The organism is Streptococcus sp. DFI.7.26, assembly GCF_022240605.1.
Taxonomy (GTDB): Bacteria; Bacillota; Bacilli; order Lactobacillales; family Streptococcaceae; genus Streptococcus; species Streptococcus xiaochunlingii.
On the sequence record NZ_JAKOGN010000002.1, the window covers coordinates 57530 to 72945 of the forward strand.

General features: G+C 42.4%; 17 protein-coding genes. 3 read left to right on the top strand and 14 right to left on the bottom strand.

What is annotated here, in order from left to right:
• Position 1: 1 nt before the first annotated feature.
• The 3 genes from L0M85_RS02850 to L0M85_RS02860 are packed head-to-tail and all read right to left on the bottom strand — an operon-like array spanning position 2 to position 3178.
• Positions 2 to 1342: an ABC transporter permease gene (locus L0M85_RS02850; RefSeq protein WP_238656439.1), complete on the bottom strand. Its 1341-nt coding sequence runs from the start codon at positions 1340 to 1342 to the stop codon at positions 2 to 4.
• Positions 1342 to 2037 carry an ABC transporter ATP-binding protein gene (locus L0M85_RS02855; protein WP_006595919.1) on the bottom strand — a complete coding sequence of 232 codons (696 nt, stop codon included), beginning with the start codon at positions 2035 to 2037 and terminating at the stop codon, positions 1342 to 1344. Before L0M85_RS02855 ends, L0M85_RS02850 begins: the two co-directional genes overlap by 1 nt.
• A complete protein-coding gene (locus tag L0M85_RS02860) occupies positions 2021 to 3178 on the bottom strand; it encodes an efflux RND transporter periplasmic adaptor subunit (RefSeq protein ID WP_140814175.1) in 1158 nt (385 codons plus the stop codon). Before L0M85_RS02860 ends, L0M85_RS02855 begins: the two co-directional genes overlap by 17 nt.
• A gap of 200 nt (positions 3179 to 3378) precedes the next feature.
• On the opposite strand from L0M85_RS02860, the gene gorA reads away from it, so the two are divergent.
• Positions 3379 to 4728 (top strand): glutathione-disulfide reductase, encoded by a 1350-nt coding sequence (gorA, locus tag L0M85_RS02865; RefSeq protein WP_238656440.1) that lies wholly within the window; start codon positions 3379 to 3381, stop codon positions 4726 to 4728.
• 211 nt (positions 4729 to 4939) lie between these two features.
• Here gorA and L0M85_RS02870 read toward each other — a convergent pair whose 3' ends face one another.
• Positions 4940 to 5671 (bottom strand): cyclase family protein, encoded by a 732-nt coding sequence (locus L0M85_RS02870; RefSeq protein WP_048689477.1) that lies wholly within the window; start codon positions 5669 to 5671, stop codon positions 4940 to 4942.
• 338 nt (positions 5672 to 6009) lie between these two features.
• A complete protein-coding gene (locus L0M85_RS02875; RefSeq protein ID WP_006597402.1) occupies positions 6010 to 6222 on the bottom strand; it encodes a YdbC family protein in 213 nt (70 codons plus the stop codon).
• A 90-nt stretch (positions 6223 to 6312) separates the two neighbouring features.
• Here L0M85_RS02875 and L0M85_RS02880 point away from each other — a divergent pair, with 90 nt between their 5' ends.
• Positions 6313 to 6642, top strand: coding sequence for a hypothetical protein (locus L0M85_RS02880; RefSeq protein ID WP_172605094.1), 330 nt, complete (start codon positions 6313 to 6315; stop codon positions 6640 to 6642).
• A 42-nt stretch (positions 6643 to 6684) separates the two neighbouring features.
• Here the strand turns inward: L0M85_RS02880 and L0M85_RS02885 are convergent, their stop codons facing one another.
• Together L0M85_RS02885 and L0M85_RS02890 are read right to left on the bottom strand one after the other, a co-directional pair.
• Entirely contained in the window at positions 6685 to 7971 is a 1287-nt protein-coding gene (locus tag L0M85_RS02885) for a U32 family peptidase (RefSeq protein ID WP_048789336.1), read from the bottom strand.
• 162 nt (positions 7972 to 8133) lie between these two features.
• The gene (locus tag L0M85_RS02890) at positions 8134 to 9063 is read right to left on the bottom strand and encodes a peptidase U32 family protein (protein ID WP_125336001.1); all 930 of its coding nucleotides are present in this window, start codon (positions 9061 to 9063) and stop codon (positions 8134 to 8136) included.
• Positions 9064 to 9194: 131 nt separating this feature from the next.
• Here L0M85_RS02890 and L0M85_RS02895 point away from each other — a divergent pair, with 131 nt between their 5' ends.
• On the top strand, positions 9195 to 9491 hold the full coding sequence (locus L0M85_RS02895) for a DUF3270 family protein (RefSeq protein ID WP_048689491.1): 297 nt from the start codon (positions 9195 to 9197) through the stop codon (positions 9489 to 9491).
• Between the two features lie 98 nt (positions 9492 to 9589).
• Here L0M85_RS02895 and L0M85_RS02900 read toward each other — a convergent pair whose 3' ends face one another.
• The 7 genes from L0M85_RS02900 to L0M85_RS02930 all read right to left on the bottom strand — a co-directional run bounded on the left by L0M85_RS02900 (position 9590) and on the right by L0M85_RS02930 (position 15327).
• Complete coding sequence (locus tag L0M85_RS02900) at positions 9590 to 10060, bottom strand: YtxH domain-containing protein (RefSeq protein WP_048789334.1); 471 nt, start codon at positions 10058 to 10060, stop codon at positions 9590 to 9592.
• A 15-nt stretch (positions 10061 to 10075) separates the two neighbouring features.
• On the bottom strand, positions 10076 to 10459 hold the full coding sequence (locus tag L0M85_RS02905; RefSeq protein WP_006595909.1) for a DUF948 domain-containing protein: 384 nt from the start codon (positions 10457 to 10459) through the stop codon (positions 10076 to 10078).
• An 11-nt stretch (positions 10460 to 10470) separates the two neighbouring features.
• Complete coding sequence (gene lgt, locus L0M85_RS02910) at positions 10471 to 11253, bottom strand: prolipoprotein diacylglyceryl transferase (protein WP_238656441.1); 783 nt, start codon at positions 11251 to 11253, stop codon at positions 10471 to 10473.
• A complete protein-coding gene (hprK, locus tag L0M85_RS02915) occupies positions 11250 to 12182 on the bottom strand; it encodes an HPr(Ser) kinase/phosphatase (protein ID WP_061564198.1) in 933 nt (310 codons plus the stop codon). Before hprK ends, lgt begins: the two co-directional genes overlap by 4 nt.
• A gap of 243 nt (positions 12183 to 12425) precedes the next feature.
• Positions 12426 to 12701: a PspC domain-containing protein gene (locus L0M85_RS02920; RefSeq protein ID WP_238656442.1), complete on the bottom strand. Its 276-nt coding sequence runs from the start codon at positions 12699 to 12701 to the stop codon at positions 12426 to 12428.
• A 60-nt stretch (positions 12702 to 12761) separates the two neighbouring features.
• Positions 12762 to 13214, bottom strand: a complete 453-nt coding sequence (locus L0M85_RS02925) for a SprT family protein (protein WP_238656443.1) — start codon at positions 13212 to 13214, stop codon at positions 12762 to 12764.
• Complete coding sequence (locus tag L0M85_RS02930; protein ID WP_238656444.1) at positions 13201 to 15327, bottom strand: Tex family protein; 2127 nt, start codon at positions 15325 to 15327, stop codon at positions 13201 to 13203. The genes L0M85_RS02925 and L0M85_RS02930 overlap by 14 nt, the downstream gene beginning before the upstream one ends.
• Positions 15328 to 15416: the final 89 nt, after the last annotated feature.

Genomic DNA, 15416 nt, shown 5'->3' on the forward strand with positions numbered 1-15416 from the left:
CTTATTCATAGCGAAGAGCTTCAATCGGATCGAGTTTTGATGCCTTGCTTGCTGGTAGGATACCGAAGACAATTCCAACGCAAGCTGAAAAGATGATACTTCCGATAGCCACTGACATGGAGACGACTGGTGGTCCTTCTAGAGCACCTGCGGCAGCTGTGGCGATGAGGGCATTGACACCATAAGCCAATCCCAGACCGAGAATTCCTCCCATCATGGTCAAGACCATGGATTCGATGAGGAATTGAATCAAGATTTTTCCACGAGTAGCTCCAAGAGCTTTTCTCAGACCGATTTCACGTGTCCGCTCGGTCACAGAAACCAACATGATATTCATGACCCCAATCCCACCAACGAGAAGGGAAATTCCTGCAATCGCACCAATGACTGTTGTCATAATACTGAGCATTTGATTGGTCTGCTCCAAGATACTATCCATGTTAAAGATTTGGAACTCTCCTTGGCGAACTCCCGACAACTCGGTTAATTTTTTCGCCGCTTCTATCCCAGTTGGTTTAATCTGTTTGACATCTGGGATATGCACCACAATAGTAGAAATTTCTTCTGTTCCAAATTCTGAAGCTACTTGGGTATTGGCCATCAAGGCACTTCCTCCAGAAGAAACCCCGTATAATGCAGATCCAGCATTTGGATCCTTGAAGATCCCTACCACCCGATAGTTGTTGTCTCCGACAGCAACCACTTGGTTGAGGGCACTTTCCGTCCCAAATAAGGTCGAAGCTAAACCTTCATCCAACATGATGACCCGTGAGAAACTCTGATAATCTGAAGGATTTAGTTTTCTTCCTGAAACCAATTCAAATTTTCTTACTGAGAAATAAGTATCATTGACCCCCATGATATTGACCCCTTCAGATTTTTTCTTCTGATAGGAGATAGTGGCATTGGCCGTATTTCCAACATAGTAGCCATCAATGCCAGGAATATTGGTCAATTCCTTGACCCATTCTTCTTGAACGACGGGTGGTGTTTCAAGGATTGGGTTGTCAACGTCCTCGCTAGTTTCCTCTCCATAGCCAGCTGGCGGTGACATTCCTTGGTCTCCTTCACTAGCAACACCGCCTTCACCACCACCTTCTTCTGAGACAGGTTCTGGCCCAAGATTAAAACCAGTCATGTAGCCACTCTTTCGGGCGGAATAGGAAATCTGAACATATTGTTGATCCTTGGTAAAGGTCTTAGTCACTCCCGCTTTCATCCCATCTCCGAGAGCCATGATGACAACGACTGAGGCAACCCCGATGATAATCCCTACCATGGTTAAGAACGATCTCATTTTATGTCCCATAATGGAACTAATAGCGAATTTCCAGTTCTGCATCAGGCCCTCCTTTCATTACGGCTATCCGAAGATATCACTCCATCTCGAATGACAATCTGACGTTTGGCATAGGCAGCAATCTCCGTTTCGTGGGTCACCATGATGATAGTTTTCCCTTCTTGATTGAGGGCTGTCAAAAGCTCCATAATCTGATCGCCGGTCTTGGAGTCAAGAGCTCCTGTTGGTTCATCCGCTAAGATAATAGAAGGATGATTGACCAAAGCACGCGCGATGGCCACCCGTTGTTTTTGCCCTCCGGACAGTTCCGAAGGAAGGTGGTGCATCCGCGTATCTAGCTCAACTTTCTTTAAAAATTGTTCAGCTAATTCCTTTCGTTTAGAAGGATTTACTCCTGCATAAATCAAAGGAAGCTCGACATTTTGAAAAGCATTGAGTTTCGATAGAAGAAAGAATTGTTGGAAGACAAAGCCTATTTGCTCATTGCGAACCTGGGCTAATTTCTTCTCACTAAGATTTCCTACTTCTTCCCCCTCTAGCCTATACTCACCGCTGGTCGGACGATCCAGAAGACCAATGATGTTCATTAGGGTAGATTTCCCAGACCCGGAAGGTCCCATGATAGCTAGAAATTCCCCTTCTTCCACATCTAAATGGATATCCTTTAATACCTGTAGGGTTTGATCGCCATTTTGATAACTTTTATTGATGTTTTTCAGCTCAATCAATTTTGTCATATTTTCCGACCTCTTTCCCATCTTCCAAATCGCCAGAAGGGTTGGTGATGACTTGAGCATCCTTGTTCAAACCAGATAAGATTTCTTGATTTTCTGCATCTGCATTTCCTAAGGTAACATTGACTTTTTTAGCCTTGCCAGCTTCAATCGTCCAAACATAGCTTTGATCGCCGTCTGATAAGACACTTGTCACAGGAACCAAAGGATGGATGGTTGAACTTTTTACTTCAATATTGACAGAGAAACCTTGTTTCAAATCACCAATCTCACTGGTAATATCTACCGTAAACGGATACTTAGCTCCCCCTGTTCCTTGTCCAGAACCTGCGGCATTTGCACCAGCCTGACCAGCTTCTGTCGGATAATTGGCAACGTAGCTAATCTTTCCAGTCCATTTTTTCCCAGGATAGACCTTAGAGGTTAAGGTCACTTCCTGACCAACTGAAATGTTGGCTAGATTGTACTCAGACAACTCACCTTTTACTTGAAGGTTACCGTTGCTGACAATATGAACAAGGGTTTGGTTGGTTCCGGTTGTTGATTTGGAGACATCTTTATTGACTTCTACAACCGTTCCATCTGTACTACTTTTTACAGTTGTAGCATCCAACAAAGCTTTAGCTTTTTCCATATTGGCTACAGCATCCGCACGGGCATCGCGCAAATCACCCACTTGTGTGTCCAAAGAGCGTTGGGCTTGAGAGGCTGATTTGCCATCTGCTTCCTCATCCCCTGTTGTATCAATGGTCACTCCATTGGTCATGAGATCGTTCAATTGACGATCTGCCTTATTGACCGCACGTACCGCCGCGTCATAGGCAGATTGCGCTTCTGTACTACTATATTGAACAATAGCTTGGCCGGCGGTTACTTGATCCCCGACATTCACTAGGATGGATTGCAAATCTCCTTTGGTTCCGTCAAAATAAATATATTGTTCTTGATTGGCTGTGACCTTACCTGTCAATAAAACAGAGGAAGCAATCGAACCTTCTTTCACGGTTTGTACCATAGGTGTCATATTGACCATTTCTTCAGGGCCACTACCTGATTTTCCAAAAGCAAGCCAGCTCCCCATTCCTACAACTGCTATAGCAGCACCAGTCGCTGTAATAATTTGCCATTTTTTAAATTTCTTCATTTCTTTCCTCCAATATTCGAAAGCGTTTCAAAGTATAAGTTTAGTATATCATATTTCCTCATTTTTCAATTCAGAATCATCTGTTTTGCACGTTTTTTTTGCTATCTTGTTTTCTCCTCCTATTCAACGATGGCAATTTCTTGATTTTTGTAACCTTTGTTGTTACAATGAAAGTGTAAATCAACAAAGGAGTACTAACCATGAAAGAATTTGATATTATCTCCATTGGTGGAGGTAGCGGAGGGATTGCTACCATGAACCGAGCTGGAGAACATGGAGCCCGAGCTGCTGTTATTGAAGAAAAGCAACTAGGTGGGACCTGTGTCAACAAAGGATGTGTCCCTAAAAAAATTATGTGGTATGGCGCCCAAATTGCTGAAGCCATTCGTGATTACGGTCCAGATTATGGGTTTACTTCTGAACAGACCAATTTTGATTTTGCGACCTTAAGAAAAAATCGCGAAGCTTATATTGATCGGGCTCGTTCTTCTTATGATGGCAGTTTTAAACGAAATGGTGTGGAGTATATCCAAGGTCGCGCTCGCATTGTCGACGCCCATACAGTCGAAGTCAACGGGGAAACCATCAAGGCTAAACACATTGTGATCGCTACAGGGGCTCATGCTTACATCCCAGATCTACCTGGAGCAGACCTAGGAGAAACCTCTGATGATGTCTTTGCTTGGGAAGAACTACCAAAATCAGTTGCCATTATTGGCGCTGGCTACATTGCGGTAGAACTAGCCGGTGTGCTACATGCCCTTGGTGTTAAGACAGACCTCTTCGTTCGAGGTGATCGTCCTTTAAGAAAGTTTGATTCATACATTGTCGATGGCTTAATGGAGGAGATGGATAAACAAGGATTGCCTCTCCATCCTCACAAGGTTCCTGTCCGACTCACGAAGGAAGAAAATGGTCAAGTCCGAGTCTATTTCGAAGATCAATCATCTTTTGTCGCTGATCATGTCATCTGGGCAACCGGCCGAAAACCAAACGTCCAAGACCTCGATCTAGAAGCTGCAGGCGTCACCTTAAATGAAAAAGGATTCATTGCAGTGGATGAATACCAGAATACGGTTGTTCCTGGCATCTATGCTCTTGGAGATGTCACGGGCGAAAAAGAATTAACTCCTGTCGCTATCAAGGCAGGGCGTACCCTATCCGAACGTCTCTTTAATGGAAAAACCGATGCTAAAATGGACTACGCAACCATTCCGACCGTTATCTTTTCCCATCCCGCTATTGGTACAGTCGGTCTCACTCAAGAAGAAGCCGAAAAACAATATGGAAAAGAAGCTATCAAGGTCTATACTTCAAGTTTCGCCTCTATGTATTCAGCTGTGACCCAGCATCGTCAGTTGGCTAAATTTAAACTCATCACTGCAGGACCGGAAGAAACCGTTGTCGGTCTCCATGGTCTTGGGTATGGGGTAGATGAAATGATCCAAGGATTTGCCGTTGCTATCAAGATGGGAGCGACAAAAGCTGATTTCGATGCGACCGTCGCTATTCATCCAACTGGATCCGAAGAATTCGTTACCATGCGCTAACATTAGAAAAGGTTTGTCTGACAAGCCTTTTTCTTCTGTTTAAATTTTAATGGATCATCATTGGAGCTACCATAGTCTAATCTTTCATTTTAACTCTCTTTCCTTACATTTTTGTAAGATAACAAGGTTTGATAAGATAACCATCAGATTCAAAAATAGATTTCAACATCCATATAAAAGAGCCTGAAGATTCGCTTCAGGCTCTGTTTTTTTAAGGCAAGATAGCAATGGCACGGACAGGTGAACCAGTTGCCTTGTCCCAGTGAGGGAAGGCAATTGAAATCAAGGCACCTACGGCTGGCACTTGATCCAAGTGGTTCAAGACTTCTACTTGGTAGATATTTTGCTCCAAAAGGTAGTATTCATTGACCAAGCCATGCTCTGCTGCTGGAATACCAGCATCTGTGTCGAAGGTTTCATGGCCCACAGCCTTGACATGGCGTTCATGAATCAAGAATTCCAAGGCTTCACGGCTCCATCCTGGACTTTGTTGAACCCCATTTTCATCCAGATTACGCATAGCATCTTGATCTGGCCAACGTTTTGACCAATCACTACGGAAGGCAACAAAAGCACCCTCAGCAATTTGTCCATGTTCAGCTTCAAAATCCAAAATATCTTGTTTGCTCAAGATAAAGTTTGGATTGGCTGCAACTTCTTTAGACTTGTCGATAACATAGAGTGGCAAGAGGAGATCTTTGAGGTCAATCTCATCCAACCAACGACCACCTTCAACAAAGTGAATTGGTGCATCAATATGCGTTCCGTATTGACCAACCACTGTAAATTTTTGAACATGGAAGCCATCTTTTAATGTGAAGAGGTCTTCTTGTTGCAAGGCAGGAAGAGCTGGGAAGTGTGGACTTTCTGCATTAATTTGGTGACTCAAGTCCACCCATTTTTTAGCTTGCAATTCTTTATAAATACTTAATAAATCTGACATATGGATTCCTTTCCTATAAGTGCTACATGAGATAAACGAATAAGGTTATTATAACAGTCTATCCCATCATCCACAATGATTTGCGTTAATCTTGTTTTCTTGAATGGGATATAGTTTCAAACTATAATTATAGAAAGCAGCAAAAAAGAGGCTGGGACAAAAGTCCTAGTCTCTCAATTGTCTATGGATTATCGAGCAAGACGCAGTGGTTGAGGGGGCTCTACCACGCTGATTTCATCAGCTTTTACAACCCTACTCAACTATGCGGAGTTGGGACGACGAAATCGAATTCTAATGAATTACTGATTTCTGTCCCACTCTCTTTCTTACTCAGCCTATTACTGTTTAAATGCATCTAGCAGAACTTGGAATTCTTCATTGGTGAGCGTGATCCCCTTGCCCATCTTCGTATGGTCTGGGCTCCAAGTTCGGATATCATACTTGGCAGGTGCTCCATTAAAGCTAACCCGGTTTAACTCCTTGGTCCATCCTTTTTCATTTTCAGATAAGACCAAGAGTTGTTCTTCAATTTCAAAACTAAAATCTGCCATTTCATACTCCTTTCAATGTCTTTCACCTTAATAATTCGTAAAAAATTTTACAAAATGAATGAAATTTTCTATAATATATTGTATCAACTTATGGAGAATTATGCTATGAAAAGATTTCTTGAGCTTCTCAAGGACCGAGCCAATGTATTTTTCAACGATAAAACCTCTCAACCAGCTCCTTTAGAGGATGGTAAAACGATTCAAATTATTGAACTGGCCCTTCGAAAAAAACAAGGAGTCCATGTCATCTTCCAAAATAAGAGTTTTACAGGCGATATCGTGAAATATGATCAGGAACGAAAACAACTCATTGTCAAGAATTTTAAAAAGAGTATGTCAACTATCATTCGAATTTCAGACATTCAAAAGATTAGTCTCGTTCCACATACGATTCGAATCGCACAACAAAAAACACCGTAAACTTCCAAGCTTGGGAAGCATGCGGTGTTTTTTTTTTACGTTTTATGCACGAACTGTTTGACTAGTTCCATCTTCTTTATAGAGGTTGATCAAGCCTTCTTTGAGTGCACGGATCATATCACCTGGTTCAACTGGTGTTGGCATATGAATAGTCAATAACTCCATTGGATTTGGAGCCCGATCAATTTTATTACCCTTGGCATCATGCAAATCTTCAATGACTGTTTCAAAATGACGGAACCCAGGTCCGTAAAATTCTACTTGGTCTCCTTCATTGATGACATTCCGTTGTCGAATGGTCGCAATTTGCTTGTCCGCATCATAGGCTACCACTTCTCCGACAAACTTGTACTCTGGAATCTTCCGACGAGCCCCAAACAGTTGCTCGTTTTCAGATGGTGTTCCGTAATAGAATCCTGTAGCCAACTCACGTTGGGCTACCTTCCACATTTCATCTACTAGATCTTGCTTAATCGCTTCAAACTTCTCAGGACTTTCCAAATAAGCATCAACAGCTGCCTTGTAGCAGTTCGTTACGGTAGAGACATAGTGAATGGACTTCATCCGACCTTCAATCTTGAGGCTGTCCACTCCATTTTCAATCATATCAGGGATATGGTCAATCATCGACATGTCCACAGCTGACATCGAGAATTCTTCAGGGATTTCCCCTTTGAGACTCTTACGTTCTTGGCCAAATGGCATATCGTAGAGATCGTACTTCCAACGACAAGATTGGGAACATCCTCCACGGTTGGCATCACGCATACTCATATGATTGGACAAGGTACAACGGCCAGAGTAGGAGATACACATTGCTCCGTGAACAAAGGCTTCAATTTCAACATCCGTCCGCTTACGAATTTCCGCTAGTTCTTCCATTGAAACTTCCCGAGCCAAAACGACCCGTGTCAAGCCCAAGTCTTTCCAAAACTCTAGAGTTTCATAGTTGGTGGCACTAGCTTGGGTAGAGAGGTGAATTTCCAAACCAGGTGCTTCTGTCGCTGCGATGGTAATCAGGGCAGGGTCTGATACAATGACCGCTGCGATTCCGATATCCCGTAAGCGACGGAACCATTCACCAGCTCCAACTTCATTTCCTTCATGCATGACCATATTGGCTGCAACATAGACCTTGGCTCCATACTTGGCCGCAAATTGGACACCTTCTTCCATTTGCTCAAAGGTGAAGTTTCCTGCACGGCTACGAAGACCATAGGCCTGACCACCGATGAAGACTGCATCCGCACCATAGCGCACAGCAACCTTTAGTTTCTCAAGTGTTCCCGCAGGTGATAGAACCTCAGGACGTTTCAATTGTTTTGTCATCATATCTCCTAGTATATTACAAGTATATTAGTTAGATTATCAATCTTGTCTATTTTATAGCAAATCCAGTCGAAAGGCAATGGTTTGGGAATTGTTTTGACAATTCTCATTCTTTACCATCACCAAAAAGGAAGGCCCGCACTCTTGGCAGGCTTTTCTCCTTTATTTAACCATGTCTGGATCGTAATCATAAAATCCAGTGTCAAGGAAACGATTCTTAGGATGCAATTGGTGAATCTGCTCATCCAATAAGAAGGCTTGATCAGATGTGAAAGTCCCAGCTTCTAGAAGCTCACGTGCTTTCACAAAACACTTGGCAATTTCCACAAAGTTTTGACCAGGTGTATAAATCCCCTCTAACTTCCAGTGAGTAAAACCATGCTCGACTAACTCAGAGAGTTTGGTCATCAAATCCAGGTCATTATTGGCAAAAATATGAGTTCCATGCTTGTCCTCAAAGATAGAATAGTGGCTTTCTGGATCTCCTGGTTCTGCCAAAAAGAGATCACGCTCTCTCGTCTTTTCATCATCGATATGAGTAAAATTATAATAATTTTGTAGAAGAGGACGTTTAGAATGGTGAATCACACTAGCCCCATAAACCAATACTTCAGCAGGAATCTCTAAAATTTCTGGCATCTTGAAAAGCTCTGCAGATGGGATTTCTCGAGCAAGAACAGCTTCAGAAACACCAGCCTTCTGTCCCCAAAAATTGATCTGACGGCTACTTGTCACCATGGTAGAAGCATCATAAATGGTTTTAAAGTTATAGCCATCCCGCTTCAATACATAAAAGACGCCTGCATCTCCCACCGTGATATAATCAACGTTAATCGAAGCAAGGAAATCTAAAAATGGTTTGATACGATCCATCATGTCTTGGTGCATCAAGGCATTGACAGCCACTGTCATTTCCTTACCTGCGGCATGGACCAGTTCAGAAATTCGACTTAATTCGTCATACGAGAAAGTGTGAGGAAGTCGTAATCCAAATTCCTTTTCTCCGACATAAATACGGTCCACACCTACTTCTAGAAGGGCTTGAACCTGTTCAATACTTTCAGCTGTAGCTGTAATAATTATCTTTTTCATGAAAACTATTATACCAAAAAAGTCATTTTGCTCTCTAAATTTCTTAATTTTGTAAAAATTGTAACAGTTTTGTAACATTTCTATGCTTGAAAACGTGTTAAAATAATAGAGTACTGTTAGGAGAGAGAAATATGCCCGCAAGAAAACTTAGAGTTGTTGAAGAATACGACTATGTCGAAGTCCCTCTTCAACAAGAGAATACAACAACTAATTATGATTTTAACCTTGATACTGAACCAGCTCCGCAATTAAGTGAGCTACTATTTTTCCTTAATATTGCTGTGTTTTGTGTCTTAACTGTTTTATTTAGTTTCGTCTTTTTATCAATGAAGATGAATACCTTCTTTGCTTTTGCCTCAGCAATTGCTTGTAGTTTGGGAAGTATCCAAGCTTTCCGTATTTTCCAGTTAAAACGGAAACAGGACTAAGATTACATTTTTAGCCTCCTTCGGGAGGCTTTTTGGCATTTCCCATCCTCGTTTGTCATTTCATAAAAGAAATCCCTCACCATTGGTGAGGGATTATTTTATTCTTCTTCTACAGCTGTTTCTTTGATCTCTTCTTCCACTTCTGGAAGAGCTGTTTCTTCTTCCAATTCAAGGACAATCTCTTCACTTTCTTTTTCCTGTTTAGGCTGGAAAGGACTTGCTTGATTGCCGGTCTTTTGCTGGATTTTTTCCTTAATCGTTTGGATAGCATCTTGTGAAAATTCTACCACATCCTGCGTCTTATCTTTCACTGTCTCTATAACAGTGTCTTTGTTGATCTCGCCACTTTCAACTTTTTCCTTGGTTTGCTGAATAGCGTCTGATGCTTGCTTGGATAACTCCATTGCAGATTGTTTCACAGAATCATGAACTTCTTGTGGATTTTCTTGGTATTCTTTTACAAAACCTTTGACTTTCCCAGTCAACTCTTTCCCTTTTTCTGTTGTCAGGAAGTAGGCAACAGATGCGCCAGTGATCGTTCCAATTAACAATGATGATAAACGTCCCATAAGGTACCTCTTTTCTTATTTAAATAATTTCATAGCCATGCGAGCTGCTTTTAATCCGACAGATGTTTTAACGGTTTTCCCACCAACTACGACAGCTTTTTTGCTAATCTGACGCGCTTGATCATTCAGATCTGATACAGATACAGACAAATCTGCCACTGCAGTGAAGAGTGGATCAATGGTTGCAACTTTTTGATTCAAATCTTCTGTCAAAACATTCACTTTTGCTAACAACTCATTGGTTTGGTGTAAGGTTACATTCACATCTGATGTCAAGGTCTTAATCGTTACCTGAGTCTCATCTACAACTTTTCCAATCTTTGAAAACAAGATAATCAAGTAGATGACCAAAACTACTAAAGCTAACCCTAAAAGCCCATAGGCAATTTCAATAAACATTTCTTTTCTCCTTAATCTATTTCCGTTCTATAAAATGGTGCATTCTTTTTTCGTTGATAGATCATGATGCTGATTCCAAGTAGGATGAGGATCAGGGAAAGCCATTGTGAAACTCGAATTCCCAAAAACATCAAGCTATCTGTCCGCATTCCTTCAATAATCATTCGACCAAAGCCATACCAAATCAGATAGAAAGCAGTAATTTCGCCCTTTCTCAAAAGTTTCGGACGACGACGCAAGTAAAGAATCAGCACAAAACCAAGCAAGTTCCAACAAGATTCATATAAGAAGGTCGGTTGACGGTAATGTCCATCAATGAACATCTGATTCCGAATGAAAGAAGGTAAATAATCTAAATTCTTAACAATGGCTCCGTAGGCTTCTTGGTTAACAAAATTGCCCCAACGGCCAATACTTTGAGCAATCATGACACTCGGTGCAGCGATATCTAAAAAATTAACTGGATCAATCAAACGACTGCGTGAAAATAGGTAGAGGACTAGAGCCCCTGCCAGGAGTCCACCATAGATAGCAATCCCACCGTTCCATACGGCAAAAATCTCTCCTGGGTTTTCCCTGTAATATGACCATCGAAAAATAACATAGTAGAGACGGGCCCCTATAATCGCTACTGGAAAAGCAATCAGAATGAAATCAATAATATCGTCTGACTCTATCCCTTTACGAGGAGCTTCTTTCATAGACAGGATAACCGCCAAAAGGAGACCGAAGACGATACAAATCGCATACCAGCGAATGCTAAAGGGACCAAGTTGAATGGCTACTGGATTCATACTTTCACCTCATTCTGATCAATCAACTGGGTCAATCGATCTTCAAAGGTTTTAGTAGCATCATATCCCATTTCTTTGGCGCGGTAGTTCATCGCAGCTGCTTCAATGACAACGGAAATATTGCGACCTGTCTTAACAGGGATGCGAATTCTTGGAATGGTTACTCCACAGAACTCAATTTCTTCCGCATTGTTGCCAAGACGATCGTAGGTTTGTTCCTTGGTGTAGTTTTCCAAGTAAACCGCGATTTGAACTTGAGAAGAATCTTTAACTGCACTGGCACCATAGAGACTCATGACATCAATGATCCCGACTCCCCGAATCTCTAGCAGATGGCGTAGAATTTCAGCAGGCTCACCCCACAAGGTCATCTCATCACGGGCGAAGACATCTACCCGGTCATCTGCTACCAAACGATGGCCTCGTTTGACGAGCTCTAACCCAGTCTCACTCTTCCCGATTCCACTATCTCCTTGGATCAGAACCCCCATGCCATAGATATCCATCAAGACACCATGGACACTAGTTCTTTCCGCAAGGAGAGAATCTAGGTAGCTTGATAGTTCACCAGACAAGCGACTAGTTGGAACGCGACTGCTTAAAATCGCGATTTGCTTTTCCTCTGCAGCACGGAGCATTTCTTCTGGAATCTCCAAATCACGTGCAATAATGATAACTGGTGTTTCCGGCTGGAACATCTTTCTCAAAACTTGGTGACGATTGTGAGAGGTCATCTTGATGAGGTAAGACCACTCTTTCATCCCAACCAATTGAATTCGTTCTGGAGTATAGTAATCAAAATATCCTGTCATTTCAAGTCCAGGACGTGAAATATCTGCCGTTGTGATTTCTTTTTCAAATAGGCTTTCATTGCCGTACACAACCTTTAAACGAAGCTTATCAATTAAATCTCGGACTGTTATTGCCATAGGCTTCTCCCTTTTTGTTTTCTCTTACTATTATAGCAAATTATCCCAGGTAAGACTTGCTCAAGCATCTTTTTTTGGTATCGAAACTGATGCTATTATTCTCACACTTATTCCAGTACTCTTTGATGTTTCTCTTTATCCTTGTTATCCCATTTTTCCATCGTCCTCTTTTTTAGTTAAAAAAACAAAGATGGAGAAAGGCCTGGTCCTTCTCCACATTCTTATTTGATTCATGAAAACTCTTTAAAAGAATGGATCATCGTCTTTGATTACTTGTGCATCCTTCCGTTTGCGAGGTCCGAGGCCATACTTTTCTCTATCAAGGTCTTCTTTATATGGCAAGGAGAAGGCACACAGGCAATAAATAGCCAAGCCTACAAGCCCATAAGCATGAAAGATACTAAAGAGCACAAAGAGAAAACGCAATAGGTTTGCATCGAGCCCAAATCGATCCGCTAGTCCAGCAAATACTCCGAAAACGATTCTGCCTCGACGTAATTTATAAAAAGTTGGATTCAAGGGCCTACCTCCTATTATTTTAGAACAGTATATCCCGAAATCAAGTCACTGTCATCCGACTCAAGGCCGATTTCCTGGATCAATTGTCCCTTGATACTTAAGTAGTCCTCGACACCGCCCACAGCGGTACTTTTGCAGATCAATCTGCCGCTTTCTCCTGAATTCTTGCCCACAGCTCGTACAAACATAAATCTTATAGTTTCCCTTATCAACTGAAGGGGCATACCGCAAGCCGTCTACCTTTTTGAGTAAGGCCTTGAAATCTTGATCCTGATGGCGATACCCCTTTTTCATATAGTAGAGATGGTAGTGACACAACTCATGGCGGACAATCTTTCGAAAAATCTCCCAGCCAAATCTTTCTAGGATTCTGGGATTGAAATCCAGATGGCCATCTTTTGGAAAAAAGCGACCGCCGGTCGAACGCAAGCGAGGATTCCAGATGGCTTGGTGAAGAAATGGGCGACCAAAATCTTCCAGCGATACTTCTTGAACGTATTTAGTCAGATTCATGTGGTGCCAAGAGGGAAAGATTTACTTTTTCCCGTTCTAAATCAATCTTGTAGACCCAAACGGTCACTAGGTCGCCAACTGAAACAACTTGACTTGGATGCTTGATAAATTGCGGACTCATCTGTGAAATGTGGATCAAACCATCTTCATGAATCCCAATATCGACAAAGGCTCCAAAGTCAACAACATTGCGGACAACTCCTTCTAGTTTTTGACCAATCTTCAAGTCTTTCAAGTCAAGAACATCCTGGCGAAGGACGGGAGCATCAAAAGAATCACGTAAATCGCGACCTGGTTTGAGAAGATCTGCGACAATATCTTTCAAGGTTTCAGGACCAATTTCAAGTTCCTGAGCCATAGAAACCGTGTCAATTTGTTTCAATTTGGCTTGGGCCTCTTCATCCATTTCCCGAATCCCTAGTAAGGTAAAGAGCTTCTTCACTGCAGGGTAACTTTCTGGATGGACCCCTGTCCGATCGAGGAAATTCTCACTTTCTGGAATCCGTAAGAAACCAGCTGCTTGTTCAAAAGCCTTGGCTCCCAGACGAGGAACCTTTTTGATCTGTGCCCGAGAAGTGATCAACCCTTCTTCTTCCCGGTACTTCACGATGTTCTCAGAAATGGTTTTATTGAGACCAGCCACGTGAGACAAGAGGGCTGGACTAGCAGTGTTAATATTAACTCCGACTTGGTTTACCACGGTATCGACTACGAAATCAAGGCTTTCAGATAATTTCTTCTGGCTGACATCATGCTGGTACTGGCCGACTCCGATTGATTTTGGATCAATCTTAACCAACTCAGCCAGTGGATCCTGCAAACGACGGGCAATGGAGATGGCTGAGCGCTTTTCAACCGTCAATTCTGGGAACTCATGGCGAGCCAATTCACTAGCTGAATAGACGGATGCCCCGCTCTCGTTCACAATGACATAGCTGACATCTGGAACTTCCTTGAGAACTTCCGCAACAAAGGCTTCGCTCTCTCGACTAGCCGTCCCGTTCCCGATCGCAATGATTTCCACGCCGTATTGACGAATCAGCCGTTTCAGTTCTTCTTTGGCCGCTTCAATTTGTGCTGGTTTAGCCGGCGCAACAGGGTAAATCACCTGGGTGGTCAACATCTTTCCTGTCTGATCGACAACAGCTAATTTAGCTCCTGTCCGAAAAGCTGGGTCAAATCCCAAGACCACGCGACCCTTGAGGGGAGCAATCAGCAAGAGGTGTCGAAGATTTTCAGAGAAAAGCTGAATGGCTCCATCTTCTGCCACTTCTGTCAGTTCTGTCCGAATTCGACGCTCCATAGCTGGAAGCATTTTCTTTTTCAGAGCCTGGTTAATGACTTCTTCGATGTAGCTATTCTTCGATTTAAATCGGGCTTCAAAGTGACGAATCAAACGGTCTACAGGATGCTCAAATCCAACTTTTAATACCCCCAATTTCTCTCCACGGTTTAAGGCAAGGGTTCGGTAGCCCTGCATGTTTGCAATCTTCTCAGAAAAATCATAATAGATTTGGAAGACCTGCTTTTCGTCTTTACTTTCATCCTTGAGACTAGAGGTGATCAAAGAGTGTTTGCGAATCTCCTGGTAGGTAAGGTTGCGCAATTGTGGATCTTCTGCAATGGCTTCGACCAAGATATCAATCGCTCCAGTTATAGCATCTTTTACAGTTGGAAAAGTTTCTGATAAGAATTCCTCTGCTGCTGTTTCCAAGTCCTTTTGATCTTGCAGAATCATCCGAGCAAGTGGGAAAAGTCCTGCCTCACGCGCAATGGTTGCCTTGGTCCGGCGTTTTTCCTTATAGGGAAGATACAATTCTTCCACATCCGCCAATTTTTCAGCTTGCTCAATCGCTTCTTTTAAGGCTGGGGTCAGTTTCCCAAGCTCTTCAATCTTAGCGAGAACAGTTTCTTTCCGATCGGCTAAGGCTGTCAAGGACTTGTCCATGTCGATAATAGCCTTGATGGCTACTTCATCTAAATTACCCGTAGCATCTTTTCGATACCGAGCGATAAAGGGGATGGTGGATCCCTCTGCTGTTAAGGTCAAAACAGTATCAATTTGTTTGAGACTGACACCCAATTCTTGGGCTATTTTTTCATATTTTTCCATAGCTTCTATTATACCATAGAAGGCCTTCTATACTGCTTTTTCATCTTACTTTTGGACTTGATTTTCCCCTCTTTTTTGAGAATTTGATA

Bases quoted from the DNA above. Each gene is read 5' to 3' on its own strand.
- L0M85_RS02850 (WP_238656439.1), bottom strand. From the start codon at position 1,342: ATGCAGAACTGGAAATTCGCTATTAGTTCCATTATGGGACATAAAATG.
- L0M85_RS02855 (WP_006595919.1), bottom strand. From the start codon at position 2,037: ATGACAAAATTGATTGAGCTGAAAAACATCAATAAAAGTTATCAAAAT.
- L0M85_RS02860 (WP_140814175.1), bottom strand. From the start codon at position 3,178: ATGAAGAAATTTAAAAAATGGCAAATTATTACAGCGACTGGTGCTGCT.
- gorA (WP_238656440.1), top strand. From the start codon at position 3,379: ATGAAAGAATTTGATATTATCTCCATTGGTGGAGGTAGCGGAGGGATT.
- L0M85_RS02870 (WP_048689477.1), bottom strand. From the start codon at position 5,671: ATGTCAGATTTATTAAGTATTTATAAAGAATTGCAAGCTAAAAAATGG.
- L0M85_RS02875 (WP_006597402.1), bottom strand. From the start codon at position 6,222: ATGGCAGATTTTAGTTTTGAAATTGAAGAACAACTCTTGGTCTTATCT.
- L0M85_RS02880 (WP_172605094.1), top strand. From the start codon at position 6,313: ATGGAGAATTATGCTATGAAAAGATTTCTTGAGCTTCTCAAGGACCGA.
- L0M85_RS02885 (WP_048789336.1), bottom strand. From the start codon at position 7,971: ATGACAAAACAATTGAAACGTCCTGAGGTTCTATCACCTGCGGGAACA.
- L0M85_RS02890 (WP_125336001.1), bottom strand. From the start codon at position 9,063: ATGAAAAAGATAATTATTACAGCTACAGCTGAAAGTATTGAACAGGTT.
- L0M85_RS02895 (WP_048689491.1), top strand. From the start codon at position 9,195: ATGCCCGCAAGAAAACTTAGAGTTGTTGAAGAATACGACTATGTCGAA.
- L0M85_RS02900 (WP_048789334.1), bottom strand. From the start codon at position 10,060: ATGGGACGTTTATCATCATTGTTAATTGGAACGATCACTGGCGCATCT.
- L0M85_RS02905 (WP_006595909.1), bottom strand. From the start codon at position 10,459: ATGTTTATTGAAATTGCCTATGGGCTTTTAGGGTTAGCTTTAGTAGTT.
- lgt (WP_238656441.1), bottom strand. From the start codon at position 11,253: ATGAATCCAGTAGCCATTCAACTTGGTCCCTTTAGCATTCGCTGGTAT.
- hprK (WP_061564198.1), bottom strand. From the start codon at position 12,182: ATGGCAATAACAGTCCGAGATTTAATTGATAAGCTTCGTTTAAAGGTT.
- L0M85_RS02925 (WP_238656443.1), bottom strand. From the start codon at position 13,214: ATGAATCTGACTAAATACGTTCAAGAAGTATCGCTGGAAGATTTTGGT.
- L0M85_RS02930 (WP_238656444.1), bottom strand. From the start codon at position 15,327: ATGGAAAAATATGAAAAAATAGCCCAAGAATTGGGTGTCAGTCTCAAA.